The organism is Arthrobacter sp. UNCCL28 (assembly GCF_900102805.1).
Classification (GTDB): Bacteria; Actinomycetota; Actinomycetes; order Actinomycetales; family Micrococcaceae; genus Arthrobacter; species Arthrobacter nicotinovorans_A.
Window position 1 is genome coordinate 70758 of sequence record NZ_FMWE01000011.1, and the last position, 20408, is coordinate 91165.

The following is a 20408-nucleotide window of genomic DNA, read 5'->3' on the forward strand; positions in this document are numbered from 1 at the left end:
GCGGATTCGGGCCCCTTCCCTGCCTCGTTTAGGATCGTATGGTGCAAGAACCAACGCAGGACCAGCTCATTGGAACCATGGTGGACGGCCGGTATTTGGTCCGTTCCCGGCTTGCCAAGGGCGGAATGTCCACTGTCTACCTGGCCACGGACCAGCGCCTTGAGCGCGACGTAGCCCTCAAAGTCCTGCACCCGCACCTGGCAAACGATCCCACCTTCCTCCAGCGGCTCAGCCGCGAAGCAAAAGCGGCCGCGAGCCTTTCCCACCCGCACATTGTGGGCGTTTTGGACCAAGGCGAAGACGGGCACGTGGCCTACCTGGTGATGGAGTACGTCAAGGGCCACACTCTCCGCGACGTCCTCAGCGAACAAGGAGCCTTGGCGCCGAGGCTGGCCCTGGCCCTGATCGATCCCGTGATCGAAGGACTGGCTGCCGCCCACGGCTCCGGCTTGATCCACCGGGACATCAAACCCGAGAACGTCCTCATCGCGGACGACGGCCGGATCAAGGTGGGCGACTTCGGCCTTGCCCGGGCAGTCTCGGCGAACACCAGCACCGGAGCCCTGATCGGAACCGTAGCGTACCTGGCTCCCGAGCTGGTTCTCGGCCAACCCGCAGATGCCCGCAGCGACATCTATTCTGCCGGCATCATGCTCTACGAAATGCTGACCGGCCAGCAACCCTATGCCGGCGACTCCCCCATCCAGGTGGCCTACCAACACGTCAATTCCGTGGTGGGACGCCCCTCGGACATTGCTCCCGGCTTGGCCGAAGACCTCGATGAACTGGTTCAGTGGTGCACGGCTGCCGATGCCGAGAACCGGCCTGTGAACGGGACAGCGTTGCTGACCGAACTCCGCCATATCCGGACCACGCTGTCCGACGAACAGCTGGATCACAAGCAGAGCCAGGACCACAGCCCATACCCCACCGCTGCAACAACTGCCCTCAACGGCGGCGCGGAGCATCCCACGGAAGCCTTGTCCACCACGGCCTCCCCCACTGAGTTCATCAGCCACCAGAGCAACCCGACCACCATCATGGCGGCCGGCGGTTCGGCCCTTCAGCACTCCAAAGCATCAACCGGTAGCGACGTCGACCAGGACCTCCGGCAACCCGGCAAGCGCGAGCTGAAGAGGCTCGAGAAGCAACAGAGCAAGGACCGTGCCCGGGCCGCGGCAACCCCCGTGCGCCCGCTCAGGGAAGGAAATCCCCGCCGCCGGGGCGTCATCTGGGCCATCGTGATCGTTATCCTGGCGATGCTCGCAGCTTCTGCCGGATGGTTTTTCGGCATGGGCCCGGGCTCCCCCGGGACCGTACCGGACGTCAAGAACAAGACAGTGGCCGAGGCACAGCAACTCCTCCGAACGGCTGGATTCCAGTCGGAGCCGCGCGACGTCTTCGACGACGACATCCTGGCCGGACTCGCCGTCGGAACTGAACCCGAATCCGGTGCCGAAGTCCGGAAGTTCCAGTCCATCACCCTCTTCGTCTCCAAGGGCGCCCAGCTGTTCCCGCTGCCGGATTTGACCGGCGGCACCCTGGATGAAGCCAAGACAGCACTCAATGTCGCCGAAATGGCCCTGGGGAACGTCACCGAAGCCTTTGATGAGAAAATCCCTGCCGGCGTCGTGATTGCCCAGGACCCGGCCAAGGGCAAGGAAGTACGTCACGGCACGCCTGTGGCCCTGGAGGTCTCCAAAGGGCCGCAGCCGATTCCGGTTCCGGACGTACGCGGGAAGACGCAGGATGCCGCCGTCAAAGCCATTCAGGATGCCGGGTTGAAGGCAGTGATCGCTCCGGAGACCGTCAATGACAAGTCGGTCCCCAAAGGGGCTGTGGTCAGCCAGGCCCCGGCCAATGGCACGCTCATTCGCGGTGAGTCCGTGACGATTACGGTGTCCAAGGGGCCCAAATTGGTCTCCGTTCCCAGCTTCATCGGCAAGCAGGCTGCCGAGGCTGAGAGGGAGTTGAAGAAGCTGGGCTTCAAGGTGGAGGTCAACAAGATCCTGGGCGGCTTCTTTGGTACCGTCCGCGACCAAAACCCGGTCAATACCGAAGTGCCGGAAGACTCCGTGGTGACACTGACTGTCGTGTAGACGGTCATGACGGCTCCCAGCAGGCAGCAAAAAGGGCGTGGTCCGGATTCATCCGGACCACGCCCTTATTGATGGTTCTTTACTGCTTGGAGAGGGCCCCTGCCACCAGGAAGGCCATTTCAAGTGACTGCATGTGGTTCAAGCGGGGGTCGCACACTGACTCATAGCGGTCAAGGAAAGCGTCCTGGTCGATCGGATCGGCGCCACCCAGGCACTCAGCGACGTCGTCGCCGGTCATTTCGACGTGGAGACCGCCGGGAACCGTGCCCAGCGAGTGGTGGACCTCGAAGAAGCCACGGACCTCGTCAATGACGTCGTCGAAGTTGCGGGTCTTGTAGCCGTTGGGCGAGGTGACGGTGTTGCCGTGCATGGGATCGGTGACCCAAAGCACTTGGGCACCTGAGGCGGTGACGCGCTCGACGACGGCGGGCAGCTTTTCGCGGATGTTCTTGGCGCCCATACGCGTGATGAACGTCAGACGCCCAGGTTCACGGTTGGGGTCCAGCTTGTCGATCAGGCGCAGGGCATCATCACCGCTGGTGGTGGGTCCGAGCTTGACGCCGATAGGGTTCCGCACACGGGAGAGGAAGTCCACATGGGCATGATCCAGTTCGCGGGTCCGCTCGCCGATCCACAGGAAATGGGCGGAAGTGTCGTAGGGCAGGCCCGTGCGTGAATCGATGCGGGTCAGGGCGCGCTCGTAGTCGAGCAGCAACGCTTCATGGCTGGCGAAGAATTCAACCCGCTTGAGCGCCTCGAAGTCCGCGCCGCAGGAATCCATGAAGCTGATGGCACGGTCAATATCGCGTGCCAGCGATTCATAGCGGGCGTGCGCAGGGTTTTCCGTGAAGCCCTTGTTCCACTGGTGAACCAGGCGCAGGTCCGCGAAACCACCTTGGGTGAACGCACGGATAAGGTTCAGGGTCGAAGCCGAGGTGTGATACGCCTTCAGCATACGGCCGGCGTCATGGGCGCGGGACTCCGGTGTGAACTCATAGCCATTTACGATGTCGCCACGGTAGGCGGGCAGCGTGACGCCGTCGCGGGTTTCGTCGTTGGACGAGCGCGGCTTGGCGAACTGTCCGGCCATGCGGCCCATCTTGATGACGGGCATGGCAGCACCGTAGGTCAGCACCACCGCCATCTGCAGGATGGTCTTGACCCTTGCACTGATTTTGTCCGCTGTGGCAGCTTCAAATGTCTCAGCGCAGTCGCCGCCCTGCAGGAGGAATGCTTTGCCCTGGGCCGCAGCGGCCAAACGCTCCCGGAGGACATCCACTTCGCCGGCGAAAACCAGCGGCGGAACCACGGAAAGTTCCTTGACGGAAGCATCGAAGACGCCGGCGTCGGACCACGTGGGCTGCTGGGAGATCGGCAGGTCCCGCCAGGCGTCGAGCCCGGGGTAGTTCGCTGCTCCGCTTTGGGCGGTGCTGGCGAGGGGATCTGCTATGGAGGATGCGGTGTTCGCGGTTAGCTCAGTCACCCTTCAAGAGTAGTAGCCTCGGGCATGGTTGCGGGACAGCGGGCGTAACTGATGCCGCCACCTGCGTCACAGTTTCTGCGGCGACCCTTCATCGCTGTTCCCCGGTTCATCCCTGTCCTCCGCTATGTCCCCCGCAACATCCTCTGTTGCCTCGACCTGGTGGACAGGTTCCGGGCCCTTGCCGGCCAACCGGGCCTTGACCACGGCAGCGTATTCATCGACGTATTCCTGGCCGGAGAGACGCATCAAGGCGGACATGATTTCATCTGTGACTGCTCTCTGGACCAGCCGGTCCTCCTCCATGCCGTAGTAGCGGCTGAAGTCCAGTGGCTGTCCGAAAATGATGCCTACCCTGCGGATGCTGGGGAGCCTCTTGCCGATGGGCTGGACCTTCTCCGTACCGATCATGGCGACCGGCACCACGGGTACCCGCGTTTGCAGGGCCAGCCGTGCCACACCCACTTTCCCGCGGTAGAGACGGGCGTCAGGGCTGCGGGTCCCTTCCGGGTAAATGCCCAGCAGACCTCCGGACGAAAGGACGTCCTTGCCTGCCTGCAATGACATTTCGGACGCTGCCCCGCCGGACCGGTCCATGGGAAGTTGGTTGCTCAGCCTGAAGAACAGCGCCGTCAGCCGTCCCTTGATTCCCTTGCCGGTGAAGTACTCGGACTTAGCCAGGAAGATAACCGGCCGGTGCACCATCAGGGGCAGGAAGATGGAGTCCGAAAAGGACAGGTGGTTGGACGCCAGGATCGCGGCGCCGCTTTCGGGGACGTTATCAAGGCCTTTGACCCAAGGCCTGAACAGGAGTTTGAGGATAGGACCCAGAAAGATCCTCTTCATGACCCAATAGAACACAGTTGTCCTCCTACGGCCGACGGATGGCATGCTTCCGGCAACCGGCCGGCACTCAACTGCAACCCTACTCCAGTGAGAAATGTCCGGAACAGTGACACGATGGGACACATGACGGAACGCCACCCACTTGCAGCGCCGCTTGCTTTCCACTACGCCGGGCATGGTCCCAATGCCACAACAGGCGTTGCCATCTGCCATGGGTTCACCGGCAGTCCCCTCAGTATCCTCCCGTGGGCGGAGTACCTGGCCGCACAAGGTTTCGCGGTGTCGGTTCCCCTGCTGCCAGGCCACGGCACCACTTGGCGCGACCTGGCAACAACGCGATGGCAGGACTGGTACAGGACCTTTGAGCAGAGCTACCTGGACTTGGCGGAGCAAACCGAAAAGTGCTTCGTGGCGGGCTTGTCAATGGGCGGTGCCGTAGCACTCCGCGTGGCTGCCCTGCATGAGGTTCCCGGATTGGTCCTGGTCAATCCGGGGCTGAGCTTCTATGACCGGCGCGTGAGGTACGTCGCTGCGCTCAAGTACTTCATGCCAACCACCACCCCCATAGTCGAGGACAAACCCGCTCCTGTTGCTACCGAGGATGGGGACTATTCCAAAACCCCGTTGCAGTCGGTCCATGAACTGAAGAAACTCTTCCGCGCCGCTACCCTCGGGCTGCCCAAGGTGCAAGCACCGGCATTGGTTTTCAAGTCGTCAGTGGATGAGGTGGTGCCGCCAAGTTCCGTAGCCGCGATTGAACGCCACATTGCATCCTCACGGCTGAAGGTGGTGACGCTTCCGCACAGTGGACATGTGGCCACGCTGGACGTTGACGCACCAACCATTTTCGAAGAATCCGCCAGCTTTTTCCGTCAGCAAGCCGGGGACAGAGTAGCCTCGGAGTCATCATGAACATGCTTCCGGATTTCTCGCCGTTCCTCAGCAATTGGAACGGAACCGGCCCCCGCGTGGGCGTCGTCATGTCCCACGGCTTTACCGGCAGTCCGCACAGTGTCAGGCCATGGGCCGAGCACCTGGCGGCGGCCGGTTATGCTGTCAGGCTGCCATTGTTGCCAGGGCACGGCACTACGTGGCAGGACATGGCCACCCGGTCGTGGCAGGAGTGGCACCGCGCAGTAGATGATGCCTACCTGGAACTGGCGGCCGAATGCGATTACGTCTTCAGCACCGGATTGTCCATGGGTGGCACGCTGGCCCTGCGTATCGCGGCCACGCGTCCAGTGGCAGGAACCGTGGTGGTCAACCCCGGGCTGGTCCTCGATGACCCACGGGCAGTGATCGTCGCAGCGCTCAAATACGTGGTGAAGACAACGCCGGCCATTGCCAACGACATCCTCAAACCGGACCAGAATGAAGGTGCCTACGCCCGCACGCCCGTGGCTGCGGCGCACCAGTTGAAAAAGATGTACAAGGACACCGCAGCGATCCTGCCGCGCATCCACACCCCTGTCCAGGTGTACAAGTCCACTGTTGACAACGTGATTTCAGAGGCGAGCCTGGATTTCCTGCGCGCCCGGGTCAATGCTCCGGTGGATGTCACTTACCTCAGCAACAGCTACCATGTAGCAACCCTGGACAACGATGCCCCGGAGATCTTTGCAGGGACCGTGGATTTCATCCGGAAAACCGTAGCAACCCTGGCCGGACACGGGCCTTCCCCCGAAAAGGACACAGCCCATGAACAGGCCTGATGCCAACTCTGCCGATCAGAGTGCCAACAATGACGACGACGCCGTGTGGCTGGATCTGGTGGCCCGGTTGGAGGGCACAGGTACCCCTGACGGCGCGGACCCCCGCTCCGCCGGGGCCCTGAATCCTGCCGAAACGGGCCTCAAGGACGTGACGCCCGCAGAATCGGGCAAAGCGTTCAGGGATTTCGATCCCCTGGGACTGTCCACGCCGCCCCCGGAGGCAGCAACTGCTCCCGGTCCCTCCGAAAGCGCCGGTCGCCCTTTGGGGCCGCGTGATTTCGAGGTCGAGGACGACGACACTTTTGTTCCGGAGGAGCCTCCGAGCCTGGCCGGCACGGAACCGTTGACCATGCTGGCGTGGGTCGGTGCAGTGGGCGGACCCATCGCCCTGCTGTTCACTGCAATGTTCTGGCGGTCTGCTCCCCTTGTTGCAATCCTGGGTATTGTTGCCGCTTTCGTGGTTTCGGTGGTCTTCCTGATCATGCGGCTTCCGCAGGAGAAGAATGAAGACGACGACGGCGCCCGCATCTAAGGGACCGCGCCCGCCTCCGGGGCGGCCGGCTTAGCGGTTGGCGCGTCCGCTGACACGCGAAAGGTCCGCAGCACCGATCATGCCGGCGCGTGGACCGAGCGCCGCGAGCTCAATCCCCGCCATGGGACGGAAGCCCCTGCCCGTGAGATTCTTCGCGAACGATTCCCGCGCTGGTCCGGCCAGGAACTCCCCGGCATCACAGAGTCCACCACCGATCACGAACATACCGGGGTCAAGGGCCGCGGCGAGGTTGGCCAGCCCCAAACCCAACCATTCACCTTGGTCTGCGAGGAGCTCACGCGAGGTGGCATCGCCTTCCAGTGCCAACGCGGTCACCGCCGCCCCCGTGAGGTTGTCCGCGGTTCCACCGGCCTTCTCCAGGAGGGCCCGGCCTTCTGTTGAGTTGGTCCGGACGAGTTGGCGTGCCTCCCGCCCCAGGGCGTTGCCGGAGGCGTACTGCTCCCAGCATCCGCGGTTGCCGCATTCGCAACGGTGTCCCCCGGGAAAAATGATCTGGTGCCCGAACTCGCCCGCCACGCCGTAGCGTCCGCGTTCCACCCGGCCGTCCATGACCATGGCTCCCCCGATGCCGGTACCAAGTGTCACGCACACCAGCCGGCTCTCCCCCTGGCCGGCCCCGAAGCGCCATTCCGCCCAGGCGGCGGCATCGGCGTCGTTCGTCAGAAGGACCGGACGCCGCAGCAGCTTTTGCAGGCTGGCCCGGAGGGGCTCGTTGCGCCAGGCCAGGTGCGGGCTGAACAGCACCGTTCCGCCGTCGAGGTCCATCCAGCCGGCCGCACCGATTCCAACGGAATTGACCCGATGATCGGCGCTGAGCTCATCCACCAGCTCCACGATGGTTTGTTCCACTGCCCTGGGGTCTGCACCGGGAGTGGATCTGCGGGCCTCGGCGAGGACCCGTCCTTCGGCGTCCACCACACCGGCAGCGACTTTGGTGCCGCCGATGTCTATGCCGATCGCCAGGCCGCGACGGCCCAGATGGCTGCGCCGGGCAGCCCACGGCACGTCCTTCCATGCTGAGGCCGGTGGCTTGGGTCTGACACGGAAAGTGGACCGTTGTGCGGGCATCCCATCATCATATTCCGCCGGGTGCCGCGGCCATGCATCGGCGGCCTTGAGGGGTCCAAGTTGCTTGAAATGACGGGGCTTCCGTAAAGTTACTCGCCAGTAGGTGAAATAGGACACACCTCCGCGAGCGGGCATACTAGAGTGAAAGCAGCCCCTCGTGGCCCGTGGATATCAAAGGAGCTACCTTGCGTGAAATCAGTGTTCCTCCCCTCGTCAAAATTGCCCCTGAAACCAACATCACGGACTTCGTGATCCGGGAGGCTGAAAAGGCGTCGAACCCTGCGTTGTTCTCCAAGCTGGACAGCAACGGGCAGTGGCAGGACATCCGGGCCAAGGACTTCCTCGCGGACGTCAGGGCCTTGGCGAAGGGCCTGATTGCCAGCGGGGTGGGAACGGGCGATCGGGTGGGCATCATGTCCAGGACCCGCTACGAATGGTCCTTGGTGGACTTCGCCATCTGGTTCGCAGGGGCGATCTCTGTCCCGATCTACGAAACGTCCTCACCGTCCCAAGTGGCATGGAACCTGGGTGACTCCGGTGCGGTGGCAGCTTTTGGCGAGGCAGCACACCACGAGGACGTCATCCGCCAGGCCGTGGCTGCCGAGGACATCAGTTCCGTGGCCAACGTCTGGCAGCTCGAAGGTGCAGGGCTCGACGCCTTGCGCGCTGCCGGTGCCGGTGTTCCCGACGACGAACTCGAATCCCGCCGCTCCTCCGCCGACCTGGCCGATGTGGCAACCATCATCTACACCTCCGGGACCACCGGCAGGCCGAAGGGGTGTGAACTGACCCACGGCAACTTCGTGGAGCTTTCCGAGAACGCCCGCGCGTCCCTTCCCGAAATCATCAATGAGTTCGGGAAGACCATCATGTTCCTCCCGCTCGCCCACGTCTTTGCACGGTTCATCTCCGTGCTGGCAGTGGCCGGCGGCGTCAAGGTGGCCCACACCCCGGACATCAAGAACTTGCTGGCGGACCTCCAGAGCTTCCAGCCAACATTCATCCTGGCCGTCCCCCGCGTCTTTGAAAAGGTGTACAACTCGGCCCTGACCAAGGCCGAAGACGGCGGCAAGGGGGCCATCTTCCACCGTGCTGTCGACACGGCAATCGCTTACTCCAGGGCCCGAGAGTCCGGCTCCCTGGGGTTGGGCCTGAAGATCAAGCACGCTGTCTTCGACAAATTGGTTTACGGCAAGCTCCGGGCAGCCATGGGTGGCCACGTGGCACATGCAGTGTCCGGCGGCGGCCCCCTGGGCGAACGCCTCGGTCACTTCTTCCAAGGCATTGGCCTGCAGATCCTGGAAGGATACGGGCTTACCGAAACCACTGCCCCCATCTCGGTGAACACTCCCTCCATGATCAGGATTGGCACGGTGGGCGCCCCCTTGCCGGGTAACTCCGTCAAGATTGCCGACGACGGCGAAATCCTCACCAAGGGCGTTTGCGTCATGCGCGGCTACTACAAGCGTGAGGACCTGACGGCGGAAACCTTCACCGACGGATGGTTCCGCACCGGCGATATTGGCGAACTCGACAGCAACGGATTCCTCAAGATCACCGGACGCAAGAAGGAAATTATTGTGACCGCCGGCGGCAAGAACGTGGTTCCCGCCTTGCTCGAGGACCAGATCCGCGCCGACGCCCTGGTCTCCCAGGTATTGGTAGTGGGAGACAACCGTCCGTTCATCGGTGCGCTCGTAACCCTCGATGAGGAAGCCCTCCCGGGCTGGCTCGAGCGCCACGGACTGCCCGCCGGCACTTCCCTGGGCGAGGCGGCAGAACATCCCGTAGTGAAAGCCGCCGTCCAGGAACTGATCAGCAAGGCCAACCAGTCGGTGTCCCAGGCTGAAGCCATCAAGTCCTTCCGTATTGTGGCTGCGGACTTCACGGAGGCCTCGGGCCACCTCACGCCGTCGCTGAAGGTCAAGCGGGCACAGGTCATGAAGGACTTCGACGCTGTGATCGAGGAAATGTACTCCGCCCGCCGGGCTTCCTGAGAAACCCAGGCATTCCGCAACCCACGACTGACAGGCCAAGCACCACCCCAGTACCAGCACAAAAAAGTACCCCGTCCGGAAGTTTCCGGACGGGGTTCTTTTATGGTCGGATTATCAGCCGATCACCAGCAGCAAGTCGCCGCCCTGAACCTGTTCCACTGATGAAATCGCAAGGCGTGAAACCGTACCGGCTACCGGCGTCGTGATGGATGCTTCCATCTTCATCGCCTCAATGGTGGCAACGGTATCGCCTGCGTTGACCACGTCACCGGCTTTGGCCGTGACGGTTACGGCACCCGCGAACGGGGCTGCAACCTGGCCAGGCTGGGACGGGTCCGCCTTCTCCGCAGCTTTGACGTTGCTGACCACCGAGCGGTCGCGGACAACCACCGGGCGGGACTGGCCGTTGAGCGTACACATCACTGTGCGCATGCCCTTTTCGTCGGCTTCGGACACAGCCTCCAGCTGGGCAATGAGGCGGACGCCCTTTTCCAGTTCAATGACGTGCTCTGAACCCTGCTGGAAACCGTAGAGGTAATCACGGGTGTCCAGCACCGAAATGTTGCCGTACGTCTCCACGCTCTTCAGGTAGTCCTTGGTGGGACCGGCGAACAGCAAGCGGTTCAGTGTGTGCTGGCGCGTCTTGGAATCACCCTTGAGTGCAGCGCTGTCCTCGGCGCTGATCTCCACATCGCGGACCTTGACGCTTCGGCCCTGCAGCGCCTTGGTACGGAACGGCTCAGGCCAGCCTCCCGGAGGATCTCCAAGTTCGCCGGACAGGAAGCCAATGACGGAGTCCGGGATGTCGTAGTTCTGCGGGTTCTCGTTGAAGTCCGCGGGATCAGCGTTCAAACCGACCAGGTGCAAGGCGAGGTCACCCACCACCTTGGAAGAAGGCGTCACCTTGACCAGCCGGCCCAGGATCCGGTCGGCAGCGGTGTACATATCCTCGATGGCTTCAAACTGCTCCCCCAACCCCAGGGCAATGGCTTGCTGGCGAAGGTTGGACAGCTGACCGCCGGGGATTTCGTGCTGGTAAACACGCCCTGTGGGACCCGGCAGGCCGGATTCGAAGGGAGCGTAGACCCGTCGAACAGCTTCCCAATAGGGCTCCATGGCACCGACATTGGCCAGGCTAAGGCCGGTATCGCGCGGCGTGTTGGCCAGGGCAGCCACCAGCGCCGAAGCGGCGGGCTGGCTGGTGGTCCCGGCAAGGGATGCAGCAGCGACGTCAACAGCATCCACACCGGCGTCGACGGCGGCCAACAGGGTAGCAAGCTGCCCGCCCGCGGTGTCGTGCGTGTGAAGGTGGACCGGCAGGTCGAAACGCTCGCGCAGCGCCGTCACCAGCTTGGTGGCCGCAGCCGGACGCAGCAGGCCCGCCATGTCCTTGATGGCCAGGATGTGCGCACCGGCGTCGACGATCCTCTGTGCCAGGTCGAGGTAGTAGTCCAGCGTGTACAGGTCCTCGTTGGGGTCAAGGAGGTTGCCCGTGTAGCACAGCGCCACTTCTGCAACAGCGGTTCCGGTGGCCCGCACCGCCCGGATGGCCGGAGCCATCTGGTTCACGTCGTTGAGGGCATCGAAGATACGGAAAATGTCGATGCCGGTCGCTGCGGCTTCATTGACGAAAGCCTCAGTCACTTCTTCCGGGTACGGCGTGTACCCAACAGTGTTGCGCCCGCGCAGGAGCATTTGGAGGCAGGTGTTCGGAAGTGCCTGGCGCAGCGCAGCCAAGCGGTCCCAGGGGTCCTCACCAAGGAAACGCAAAGCGACGTCGTACGTGGCACCGCCCCAGGCTTCCACCGACAACAGCTCCGGCATCAGGGCCGTCACAGCGGGCCCTGCCGCAACGAGGTCGCGGGTGCGCACGCGGGTGGCCAGGAGCGACTGGTGTGCATCACGGAATGTGGTGTCCGTGACAGCCAGGGCCTGCTGCTCGCGAAGGGCCTTGGCGAAGCCTTCCGGCCCCAGTTCCCTCAACTTCTGGCGCGAACCCGTGGTGGGAACCGGGCCTTCGATTGCCGGCAGCTTGCTGGCCGGGTCCGAGTGGACCGTCAGCTCGCCGTTCGGCTTGTTCACCGTCACCTCGGCCAACCAGGTCAGCAGCTTGGTTCCCCGGTCAGCGGAGATGTGCGACTTCAGCAGCTCCGGACGCTTGTCAATGAAGTCAGTAGCCACGTTGCCGGCGTTGAAGTCCGGATCGGCCAGGACAGCCTGAAGGAAGGGGATGTTGGTGGAAACACCGCGGATGCGGAACTCGGCGAGGCCACGGCGGGCGCGGGCCACCGCTGCCGGGTAGTCCCGGCCGCGGCAGGTCAACTTGACCAGCATGGAGTCAAAGTGCGGGCTGATCTCCGCGCCGGAGTAAACCGTACCGCCGTCGAGCCTGACACCGGCACCGCCGGCAGAACGGTATCCGGTGATCTTTCCGACGTCCGGGCGGAACCCGTTGGCGGGATCCTCGGTGGTGATACGGCACTGCAGTGCCGCGCCCTTGATGGAGACGGTCTCCTGGCTCAGGCCAAGGTCCGCCAGTGTCTCCCCCGAGGCAATGCGCATCTGTGCCTGCACCAGGTCCACGTCCGTGATTTCCTCGGTGACAGTGTGCTCCACCTGGATACGGGGGTTCATTTCGATGAACACGTGCTGGCCCGCACGCTCACCCTCGGTGTCCACCAGGAACTCCACAGTTCCAGCGTTGACGTAATTAAGGGCCTTCGCGAAAGCAACGGCATCACGGTAGAGCGCCTGGCGGATGTTCTCATCCAGGTTCGGCGCCGGAGCAATTTCCACGACCTTCTGGTGGCGGCGCTGCAGTGAACAGTCGCGCTCGAAGAGGTGCATGACATTACCCTCGGCGTCGGCCAGGATCTGCACTTCGATGTGCCGGGGACGCAGGACGGCCTGCTCAAGGAACATGGTGGGATCGCCGAACGCGGCGTCAGCCTCGCGCATGGCGGACTGCAATGCCTCAGGCAGTGCTTCACGCGTCTCAACGCGGCGCATGCCACGTCCGCCGCCACCGGCAACGGCCTTGGCAAAGATAGGGAACCCAATGTCGTCAGCCGCCGCGATGAGCTCGTCAAGGTCCTTGGACGGCTTGCTGGACTTCAGGACGGGCACGCCGGCTTTGCGGGCCGCTTCCAAGGCAGCAACCTTGTTGCCGGCGAGTTCGAGCACTTCCGCGGGCGGGCCCACGAATGTGATTCCTGCTGCCTTCGCTGCGCGGGCGAGGTCGGGGTTCTCGGAGAGGAATCCGTAGCCGGGGTAGATGGCGTCTGCGCCGGCTTCCTTGGCGACGCGGACAACCTCCTCCACGTCCAGGTAGGCGCGGACGGGATGGCCCACCTCCCCGATCAGGTAAGCTTCATCGGCCTTCTGCCGGTGGATCGAGTTACGGTCCTCGTGCGGAAAGACGGCTACGGTCTTGGCGCCAAGTTCATAACCAGCGCGAAACGCCCTGATCGCGATTTCTCCGCGATTGGCCACCAGAATTTTCGAAAACATACTTCTCCTGCATCATTGCGGGTGGATCGGTCGGTGGTCACAGTGTGTAGTGCCGCCAGCATCAAACACAAATCTTTGTGGCAACCATCACAAAGGAATCGTCATGTGGGCTGTATATGCGTGCGCGCGATCGGACTGCGTGCTAATAGCAAGGGTTGCCTCCTGCGCCCTGGCGCGTAGAAAGCGGGTTTCAGCCCGGAAGCACCATATGATGTTCAGGGGGCTTCGGCGAGCCCCGGCTCCGGCGGTTCCGGAGCCGAATCAGCGCGATACGGCAACCGGCGTTAGGTTTTGGGTTTTCAAGTGCAAGTAGTCAGCATCAGCAGCCTCAAAGGTGGAGTGGGAAAGACGTCCGTGACCACTGGTCTGGCGTCCGCGGCCCTCGCCGCCGGCATTCCCACCCTGGTGGTGGATCTCGATCCCCACGCCGACGCCACTACGGCCCTGGGCGTCCAGCCCGGTGGGCAGCTCGACATCGGCCGGATGCTGAAAAGCCCCCGGAAAGCCCGGATCCAGGAAAACGTCGCAGGCAGCAGTTGGGTATCCAACGGTTCCAGCGACGGCACCTTGGACGTCGCAGTGGGCTCCGCCTTCACCGGAATCTATGACCGCCCGGATCTGGGACGCCGCGACCTCCGCAGGCTTTCAGCAGTTCTGTCCGGAACCACCGCCTATGAACTCGTCCTGGTCGACTGCCCGCCGTCCCTGAATGGTTTGACGCGCATGGCGTGGAGCGCCAGCGACCGTGTGGTGCTGGTGGCTGAACCCGGACTGTTTTCCGTTGCCGGCACCGAACGCACCATGCGGGCCATCCAACTCTTCCGGCAGGAGTTCGCCCCCAACCTGGCACCCGCGGGCATCGTAGCCAACCGGGTACGCACCGGATCCGCCGAGCACACGTTCCGCTTGGCGGAAATGGAGTCCATGTTCGGTGAGCTGCTTCTGACCCCCCACATTCCTGAACAGGCCAACTGGCAGCAGATCCAAGGCGCAGCCCACTCCGTTCACCATTGGCCGGGAGATTCCGCCAAGAACTCCGCCAAACTGTTCGATGCGCTGCTGCAGAGCCTCCTGGCGGGGCAACCTTCCACGCGGGACCGCCGCCAGCGCTGACCCAACCAGTCGGGGCTGGATCGTCAGGGCTGAATCAGCCCGCCTGAATCAGCCCGGCTGAGATGGGCCCCGCTGAAGAGGACCCGGCTGAAGTGAGCCGGCTGATTGGGCCCGAGCCGCTCGCTTAGCTACAGGCGCCCCTGCCGACAGAAAAAGCCCCTTCCCCACAAGGGAAGAGGCTCTTCTCATAAAAGTTGTGTTTGGGTGCCCGGTCTCAGCCGATCCGGCGGGCCACGCGGCGCTTGCTCAGTTCGTCGTCGGGAAAGGACTGCTCTACAGCGTGTTCACTCGGAAGTGCGGCCAGGCTTCCCTCGACTTCCCGCCATACGCGTCCAACGGCGATGCCGAAGACGCCCTGTCCGCCCTGCACCAAGTCAATGACTTCATCAGCCGAAGTACATTCATAGACACTTGCGCCATCGCTCATCAGAGTGATCTGGGCAAGGTCCTCAACGCCACGCTCGCGCAGGTGTTCAACGGCAGTTCGGATCTGCTGCAGGGAAACACCAGTATCAAGGAGCCGCTTGACCACTTTGAGAACCAGGATGTCGCGGAATCCGTAGAGCCGCTGGGAACCTGATCCGGCCGCGCCGCGAACTGCGGGCTCCACCAGGCCCGTTCGAGCCCAATAGTCGAGCTGGCGGTAGGTGATACCCGCGGCTTTGCAAGCAGTGGGGCCGCGGTAACCCGCGTCCTCGTCCAGCACAGGAAGGTCCTCTGTGAAGAGCAAACCTTGGGCGCCGGATGCGGGCGCAGCAATGCCGGTCGAGGCCTGCTTCAGCTCGCCTGCTTCGCCTTTCGGACTCACGTGACCTCCTTGTTCTCAGTTCCCTTGGGGACGGTGCATACTCTGGCACAACACTGAAATGCAGCAGTGTAATTCCCACAAGTCCGCACCTTCCAGTGTGACTTGCGCGGGCAGTGTATGCAACGGGAACTTGATACCTTCGACGTTAGGCCCGTCGGGGGCCGAGGTCAAAGACCTTGGCCCCAATTTCACGTCGTGTCGAAAGTTTCACCCTCAACTTTAGGCTTAGGGTCTCTCAACCTTCGAAGTCTTCGGGTTCGACGTCGTCCAGGAACTCACGGAACCGGCGCATTTCGCGCTCTTCGTCCACGCTGGGATCCGGCTCGGAGTCCTCGCCTTCGTCGTGTTCGGTGATTCGGACGCCGGCTTCTTCCATCACGGCGTCCGCGCACCAGATACGACATTTTGCACGCAGCGCCAGCGCCAGCGCATCCGAAGCCCGGGAACTGACTACCGTGCCGTCGTCGAACTGCAGTTGTCCATAGAAGATGTTGTCCTCAACAGCCACGATATTGACGCTGATGATCGAATGACCCAGTGATTCGACAACATCGACCAGGAGATCGTGTGTCATGGGCCGGGGCGGGACCACCCCTTGTTGGGCCAAGGCGATGGCACTGGCCTCAGGGGTTCCGATCCAGATGGGCACGTGCCGTTCACCATTGAGCTCCCGAAGAAGCACCAGGGGCTGGTTGGACGGCAGTTCTATGCGGACGCCAACGATTTCGACTTCGATCATCAGCTGTCCATCCGGGAGATGCGATCGTGGACGAGGGCCCTGTGAAGTGTCAGGCAGAGCTCGCTGATCTCACGGGCAGCTTCTGCTGCGCGCGCTTGGGAAGCCGCGTCCCGGCGGGATGTCAGGGGCGCAACGGCCCGCTCCACCAAGCCGAATTCACGTTCCGCGGCAGCCTGGAAGGGACGCAGGTGCCGGGGCTCGAGCCCGTGCCCTTCCAACTGAACGCAGGCCCGCGCCACTTGGAGGGCGTGTTCATCGAAGCGGCCACCGACATGGCTGATCAGCCCGAAACTCAGAAGGGACTCCAGCAAGGGCACGCTGGCACCGGACTCAGAACGCAATTGCTCCTCGGTCAGCGCCCGGGCCCTCCCCTGCACCTCGGCAGCCATTCCGGCCGACACAGCTTTGGGAGCAACTGTTACCCCGGGTGGCAGATTCTCCGGGCGCTCTCCGCGGTCGATGGCGTCAAGGTAATCCTTGATGACTTTCAGCGGAAGGTACTGATCGCGCTGCAATGCGAGGACAAAACGGAGGCGCTCGACGTCGCTGTCCGCATATTGCCTGTAACCGGCAGCGGTCCGCTTGGGATTGATGAGCCCCTTTTCCTCCAGGAACCGGATCTTGGACGCAGTCATCCCCGGGAAGTCGTCGCTCAGCTGGGCGAGGACTTCCCCAATGTTAAGGACCTGCGGTCCACGGCGGTCAGGCTGGGCGATAGCCAAAGGCAGGACCCCGTCAGACTTGGCCTGCTGCGCGGACAGGGCTCATGTAGTAGGTCAACCGGAACTTGCCGATCTGGACCTCGTTGCCGCTCTTCAACTGCACGCGGTCCACGCGATCGTGGTTGACGTATGTTCCGTTGAGGCTGCCCATGTCCACCAGTTCGAATCCGGTGGCCGTCCGAAGGAACTGGACGTGCTTGCGGGACACCGTGACGTCATCAAGGAAGATGTCCGCATCAGGGTGCCGCCCCGCAGTGGTGGTGTCGGCATCCAAAAGGAACCGTGCGCCGGCGTTGGGCCCGCTGTGGGCAATGAGCAAGGCCGAGTTGGGCGGAAGTGCTTCCACGGATGCACGCTCTTCAGGGGCCAGCTTGGGAGCGATGCTTGGCTCGTCCCACGTTGGCGTGATGCTGATCGAGGTGGTCTCCGACGTGGGCTGTTCCTCCGCGCCGTTCCCGACATTGGCTTGGTTCTGTTCGCCGCCAACCATGGAATTTCCTCCTCATCTGCCGGCAGTTCCAAAACCTGCCAGCCACTTCCGCATCCCGGTACCGCCGGGCAAATCGGTTGCTGGCCCGCCGTCGCGCTTTTCCCGTTAAGGAAATTCAGCTTGGCGGGCCAGATAACTTTAGCCTACCTGTTGTTCGTACTCTGATGCACTGAGCAGGGAATCCACTGCATCTGCTTCTGCGAGCTTGACCTCAATGAGCCACCCTTCGCCGTAGGGATCGGAGTTAATCAGCGCGGGATCGGTGTCCAACGCGTCATTGCGATTAATGACCTCCCCGCTCACCGGCGCGTAAATATCACTGACGCTCTTGGTGGACTCAACTTCCCCCACCACTTCATTGCCGGTGACCTTTGTCCCGGGCTCGGGCATCTGAGCATAGACGACGTCACCCAGGGCGTCCTGCGCAAAATCGGTGATGCCAATCCGCACAACGCCTTCGGCATCGGGAGCGGTAACCCATTCGTGCTCCGCGGTATAGGAAAGTTCTTCTGGAATATTGCTCACGGGTGGCCTTTCATCGGGACAATGACGAACCTCGACGGCGGCCTATGCAGGTGGCCACCGCTGAAAGTATAGGCACATTTCCCCTGCGCCCAAGGGGGTCTCTGCCATGATTGACCCATGACTGAACAAGCACAAGTACCAGCTCGGAAAAAGCGCAATTGGGGCGCCAAAATAATCCTGATCCTGGTGGCATTGCTTGTCGCTGTGGCTGCCTTCTTTATTCTGGGGGCCATACTCCCCCGTTGGTGGTCAGATGTCATTGCCGGGCAGATCAAGCGGGACCTTGGGGCCAGTGTCCTGGTGGGTATGTTCTATGGATTTGTCTTCACCTTTATTCCCCTCCTTGTTGCCTGGCAGGCTACCCGCAAGGCAGTCACCTGGCCGTGGAAGATCGTCATCCTCCTGGTGGCAGTGGCCATTGCCACCCCGAACCTCCTGACGGCGGGCATCGCCTTCGGAGCCACGGAATCAGCTCATGCCGGCCAGCGGACGTTGAGCGTGGACGCGGGCTTCTTTACAACCTGGACAGCCATTGCTGCTGTTGCAGCGGTACTGGTCTTCATCGCCGTTACGGTTCTGTGGGCTTTGTGGCGTCGCCGGGGCAAGCAGATGAAGGCGTTGAAGCAAGCAGAGAACCAGCGCGTCAAGGCCGCGCAGACGGCAGCAGCATCGGAAACGCAGGGCCGCGGGCCGGACGCCTAAGCCCACCGGACGCAGGAAGCCCGCCACGGAGGAATCCGTGGCGGGCTTCTTTTGCTGTTGCCGGAATCAGGCGACGCTGGCCGCGCGCGGTTCGCGTTCGACGTCGGGCGTTCCAGCAGGTGCCGCAGCTTCCCGACGCTTTGCGGCGGCGGCAGCATAGACCATGACCAACAACGCAGCGGCGGTAATACCGGCACCTGCCCAGATGGGCGAGGTGTAGCCGAGGCCCGCTGTGATGGTGACGCCGCCGAGCCACGCTCCAAGGGCATTGCCCAGATTGAAGGCACCAATGTTTGCACCCGACGCCAACGTCGGTGCCGTCGAGGCGAAATGCATGACACGCATCTGGAGACCGGGTACCGTGGCGAAGCCGAAGCCGCCCATGAGCGCAAGCGAGACCAGCGTGGCAATGCTGTTGGACGCGGTGAGTGCAAAGAAGACCAGCACCGCCACCAGTCCGGCGAGAATGACGATGAGCGAGGCGTCAAGGGCCTTGTCCGCTGCCTTGCCACCCAGGAAGTTGCCCACGAAAAGGCCGCCGCCAAAGAGCACCAGGAGCCAGGGCACAGCGCCGGAGTCGAATCCGGAGACTTCCGTCAGCGTGAAGGCGATGTACGTGAAAGCACCGAACATGCCGCCGAAACCGAGGACTGTCACGGTGATGGACAGCCATACCTGGCCGGACTTGAAGGCACCGAGTTCACTGCGAAGGCCCTTGGTGGGCTCCGTGGAGGCCTTGGGAACCATCAGCGCAATGCCGATCAGAGCTATGACGCCGATCGCGGTGATCGCCCAGAAGGTCGAACGCCACCCGAAGTTCTGGCCCAGGAGCGTTCCAAAGGGAACGCCCAGTACGTTTGCTGCGGTGAGGCCGGTGAACATGATGGCGATCGCTCCGGCCTTCTTGTGGGCCGGGACCAGGCTGGCAGCAACCACCGAACCTATGCCGAAGAAGGCACCGTGGCAGAGGGCGGCCACTATGCGTCCGAGGAGCATGGCCGAGTAGCTGTCCGCGATGGCTGAGAGGAAGTTGCCGGCAATGAACAGAACGAGGAGGCCGATGAGGACCGGCTTCCTCGGCAGCCTGGTGACGGCGGCGGTGACCAGGAGGGCACCGACAGTGACGCTGAGGGCATAGCCGGAGATAAACCAGCCGGCAGAAGCCTCGCTGACCTGAAAGTCGGCAGCCACTTCGGGCAAGAGGCCCATGATCACGAATTCGGTCAGTCCGATGCCGAAACCGCCGAGGGCAAGGGCAATCAACCCTGCGGGCATGTGGAGCTCCTTCAAATGATGCGGTTCCGCGGTGAGGTGGAAGTGCGTCGCCGGGAACCGTAGAATAATAGTTGCAGACGCTCCATATATAGTTGCACACGCTAGATACTTGCGCAAGCAACTACCTTTGGAGGTGTCTCCATTTACACGACATCAAGGCAGGAGCACAGCAAGCATGGGCATCAAGGATGACGCCGTTGAAGTACGGGCGCAGGGTTGGCGGACCCTTGCTGCCCTGCACGGAAGCATCGAAGCCGCATTGGAGAAGGCACTCCAGGCCTCAAGTGACCTGTCAGTAGTGGAATACACGGTGCTGGACGCACTGAGCCGCCAGGACGGCTGGCATATGCGGATGCAGCAACTGGCCCGGGCCACGGCCCTGTCCAGCAGTGCGACCACCCGCCTGGTCAACCGCCTCGAGGACCGGGGCCTGCTCACCCGGATCCTGTGTGCCGATGACCGCCGGGGAATTTACACCGAACTGACACCGAACGGACAGAAGCTTCTTGAGGCCGCCAAGCCGGTGCACGATCACACGCTCGGCGCCGCCCTCGAGGCCGCGGAGTCCGTGCCGGAACTTGAACCACTGGTCAGGGCGCTCGGCGCGCTGCAGAGGGTCTGACCGGCACACGGACCAAGCGTTCCACCCGGCGTCACGCGGGCGGGTGGAACCAAGGGTTATAGGACAAAACGTGTGTATGGGAGGGGCTTGCTTCCCAGTGATCGCGCGGGAAATCCGGGGTAGCTAAGCTTTTGAAGCTTAGGGTGG

General features: G+C 62.8%; 18 protein-coding genes. 8 read left to right on the forward strand and 10 right to left on the reverse strand.

What is annotated here, in order from left to right:
• Positions 1-38: 38 nt before the first annotated feature.
• A complete protein-coding gene (gene pknB / locus BLQ01_RS20655; protein WP_091554102.1) occupies positions 39-2099 on the forward strand; it encodes a Stk1 family PASTA domain-containing Ser/Thr kinase in 2061 nt (686 codons plus the stop codon).
• A 79-nt stretch (positions 2100-2178) separates the two neighbouring features.
• Here the strand turns inward: pknB and BLQ01_RS20660 are convergent, their stop codons facing one another.
• Together BLQ01_RS20660 and BLQ01_RS20665 are read right to left on the reverse strand one after the other, a co-directional pair.
• Positions 2179-3582: a class II 3-deoxy-7-phosphoheptulonate synthase gene (locus BLQ01_RS20660; protein ID WP_026548576.1), complete on the reverse strand. Its 1404-nt coding sequence runs from the start codon at positions 3580-3582 to the stop codon at positions 2179-2181.
• 66 nt (positions 3583-3648) lie between these two features.
• Positions 3649-4440, reverse strand: coding sequence for a lysophospholipid acyltransferase family protein (locus BLQ01_RS20665; protein WP_026542491.1), 792 nt, complete (start codon positions 4438-4440; stop codon positions 3649-3651).
• A 108-nt stretch (positions 4441-4548) separates the two neighbouring features.
• On the opposite strand from BLQ01_RS20665, the gene BLQ01_RS20670 reads away from it, so the two are divergent.
• The 3 genes from BLQ01_RS20670 to BLQ01_RS20680 are packed head-to-tail and all read left to right on the forward strand — an operon-like array spanning position 4549 to position 6669.
• Positions 4549-5337 carry an alpha/beta hydrolase gene (locus BLQ01_RS20670; RefSeq protein WP_091554105.1) on the forward strand — a complete coding sequence of 263 codons (789 nt, stop codon included), beginning with the start codon at positions 4549-4551 and terminating at the stop codon, positions 5335-5337.
• Entirely contained in the window at positions 5334-6137 is an 804-nt protein-coding gene (locus tag BLQ01_RS20675; protein ID WP_026542489.1) for an alpha/beta hydrolase, read from the forward strand. The genes BLQ01_RS20670 and BLQ01_RS20675 overlap by 4 nt, the downstream gene beginning before the upstream one ends.
• Positions 6124-6669: a hypothetical protein gene (locus BLQ01_RS20680; protein ID WP_091554107.1), complete on the forward strand. Its 546-nt coding sequence runs from the start codon at positions 6124-6126 to the stop codon at positions 6667-6669. Before BLQ01_RS20675 ends, BLQ01_RS20680 begins: the two co-directional genes overlap by 14 nt.
• A 30-nt stretch (positions 6670-6699) precedes the next feature.
• Here the strand turns inward: BLQ01_RS20680 and BLQ01_RS20685 are convergent, their stop codons facing one another.
• Positions 6700-7758, reverse strand: a complete 1059-nt coding sequence (locus tag BLQ01_RS20685) for an ROK family protein (RefSeq protein ID WP_091554110.1) — start codon at positions 7756-7758, stop codon at positions 6700-6702.
• Positions 7759-7943: 185 nt separating this feature from the next.
• Between BLQ01_RS20685 and BLQ01_RS20690 the strand changes: the two genes are divergently transcribed.
• A complete protein-coding gene (locus BLQ01_RS20690; RefSeq protein ID WP_091554113.1) occupies positions 7944-9755 on the forward strand; it encodes an AMP-dependent synthetase/ligase in 1812 nt (603 codons plus the stop codon).
• A 114-nt stretch (positions 9756-9869) separates the two neighbouring features.
• On the opposite strand, the gene BLQ01_RS20695 is transcribed toward BLQ01_RS20690, so the two are convergent.
• On the reverse strand, positions 9870-13265 hold the full coding sequence (locus tag BLQ01_RS20695) for a pyruvate carboxylase (protein ID WP_026542485.1): 3396 nt from the start codon (positions 13263-13265) through the stop codon (positions 9870-9872).
• Between the two features lie 303 nt (positions 13266-13568).
• Between BLQ01_RS20695 and BLQ01_RS20700 the strand changes: the two genes are divergently transcribed.
• Positions 13569-14378 (forward strand): ParA family protein, encoded by an 810-nt coding sequence (locus BLQ01_RS20700; protein ID WP_026542484.1) that lies wholly within the window; start codon positions 13569-13571, stop codon positions 14376-14378.
• Between the two features lie 214 nt (positions 14379-14592).
• Here BLQ01_RS20700 and BLQ01_RS20705 read toward each other — a convergent pair whose 3' ends face one another.
• From BLQ01_RS20705 to gcvH, 5 genes are all read right to left on the reverse strand, one after another.
• Positions 14593-15186: a MerR family transcriptional regulator gene (locus BLQ01_RS20705; RefSeq protein ID WP_026542483.1), complete on the reverse strand. Its 594-nt coding sequence runs from the start codon at positions 15184-15186 to the stop codon at positions 14593-14595.
• A gap of 235 nt (positions 15187-15421) precedes the next feature.
• Positions 15422-15925, reverse strand: a complete 504-nt coding sequence (locus BLQ01_RS20710; RefSeq protein WP_026548570.1) for a bifunctional nuclease family protein — start codon at positions 15923-15925, stop codon at positions 15422-15424.
• Positions 15925-16641, reverse strand: coding sequence for a transcriptional regulator FtsR (locus tag BLQ01_RS20715; RefSeq protein ID WP_026542481.1), 717 nt, complete (start codon positions 16639-16641; stop codon positions 15925-15927). Before BLQ01_RS20715 ends, BLQ01_RS20710 begins: the two co-directional genes overlap by 1 nt.
• A 19-nt stretch (positions 16642-16660) precedes the next feature.
• A complete protein-coding gene (locus BLQ01_RS20720) occupies positions 16661-17137 on the reverse strand; it encodes an FHA domain-containing protein (protein WP_026542480.1) in 477 nt (158 codons plus the stop codon).
• 138 nt (positions 17138-17275) lie between these two features.
• Positions 17276-17662: a glycine cleavage system protein GcvH gene (gene gcvH / locus BLQ01_RS20725; RefSeq protein WP_026542479.1), complete on the reverse strand. Its 387-nt coding sequence runs from the start codon at positions 17660-17662 to the stop codon at positions 17276-17278.
• A 117-nt stretch (positions 17663-17779) separates the two neighbouring features.
• Here gcvH and BLQ01_RS20730 point away from each other — a divergent pair, with 117 nt between their 5' ends.
• A complete protein-coding gene (locus BLQ01_RS20730; protein ID WP_091554116.1) occupies positions 17780-18364 on the forward strand; it encodes a hypothetical protein in 585 nt (194 codons plus the stop codon).
• Positions 18365-18430: 66 nt separating this feature from the next.
• Here BLQ01_RS20730 and BLQ01_RS20735 read toward each other — a convergent pair whose 3' ends face one another.
• Positions 18431-19639, reverse strand: coding sequence for an MFS transporter (locus BLQ01_RS20735; protein WP_026542477.1), 1209 nt, complete (start codon positions 19637-19639; stop codon positions 18431-18433).
• Positions 19640-19814: 175 nt separating this feature from the next.
• Between BLQ01_RS20735 and BLQ01_RS20740 the strand changes: the two genes are divergently transcribed.
• The gene (locus BLQ01_RS20740) at positions 19815-20261 is read left to right on the forward strand and encodes a MarR family winged helix-turn-helix transcriptional regulator (RefSeq protein WP_026548568.1); all 447 of its coding nucleotides are present in this window, start codon (positions 19815-19817) and stop codon (positions 20259-20261) included.
• Positions 20262-20408 lie beyond the last annotated feature (147 nt).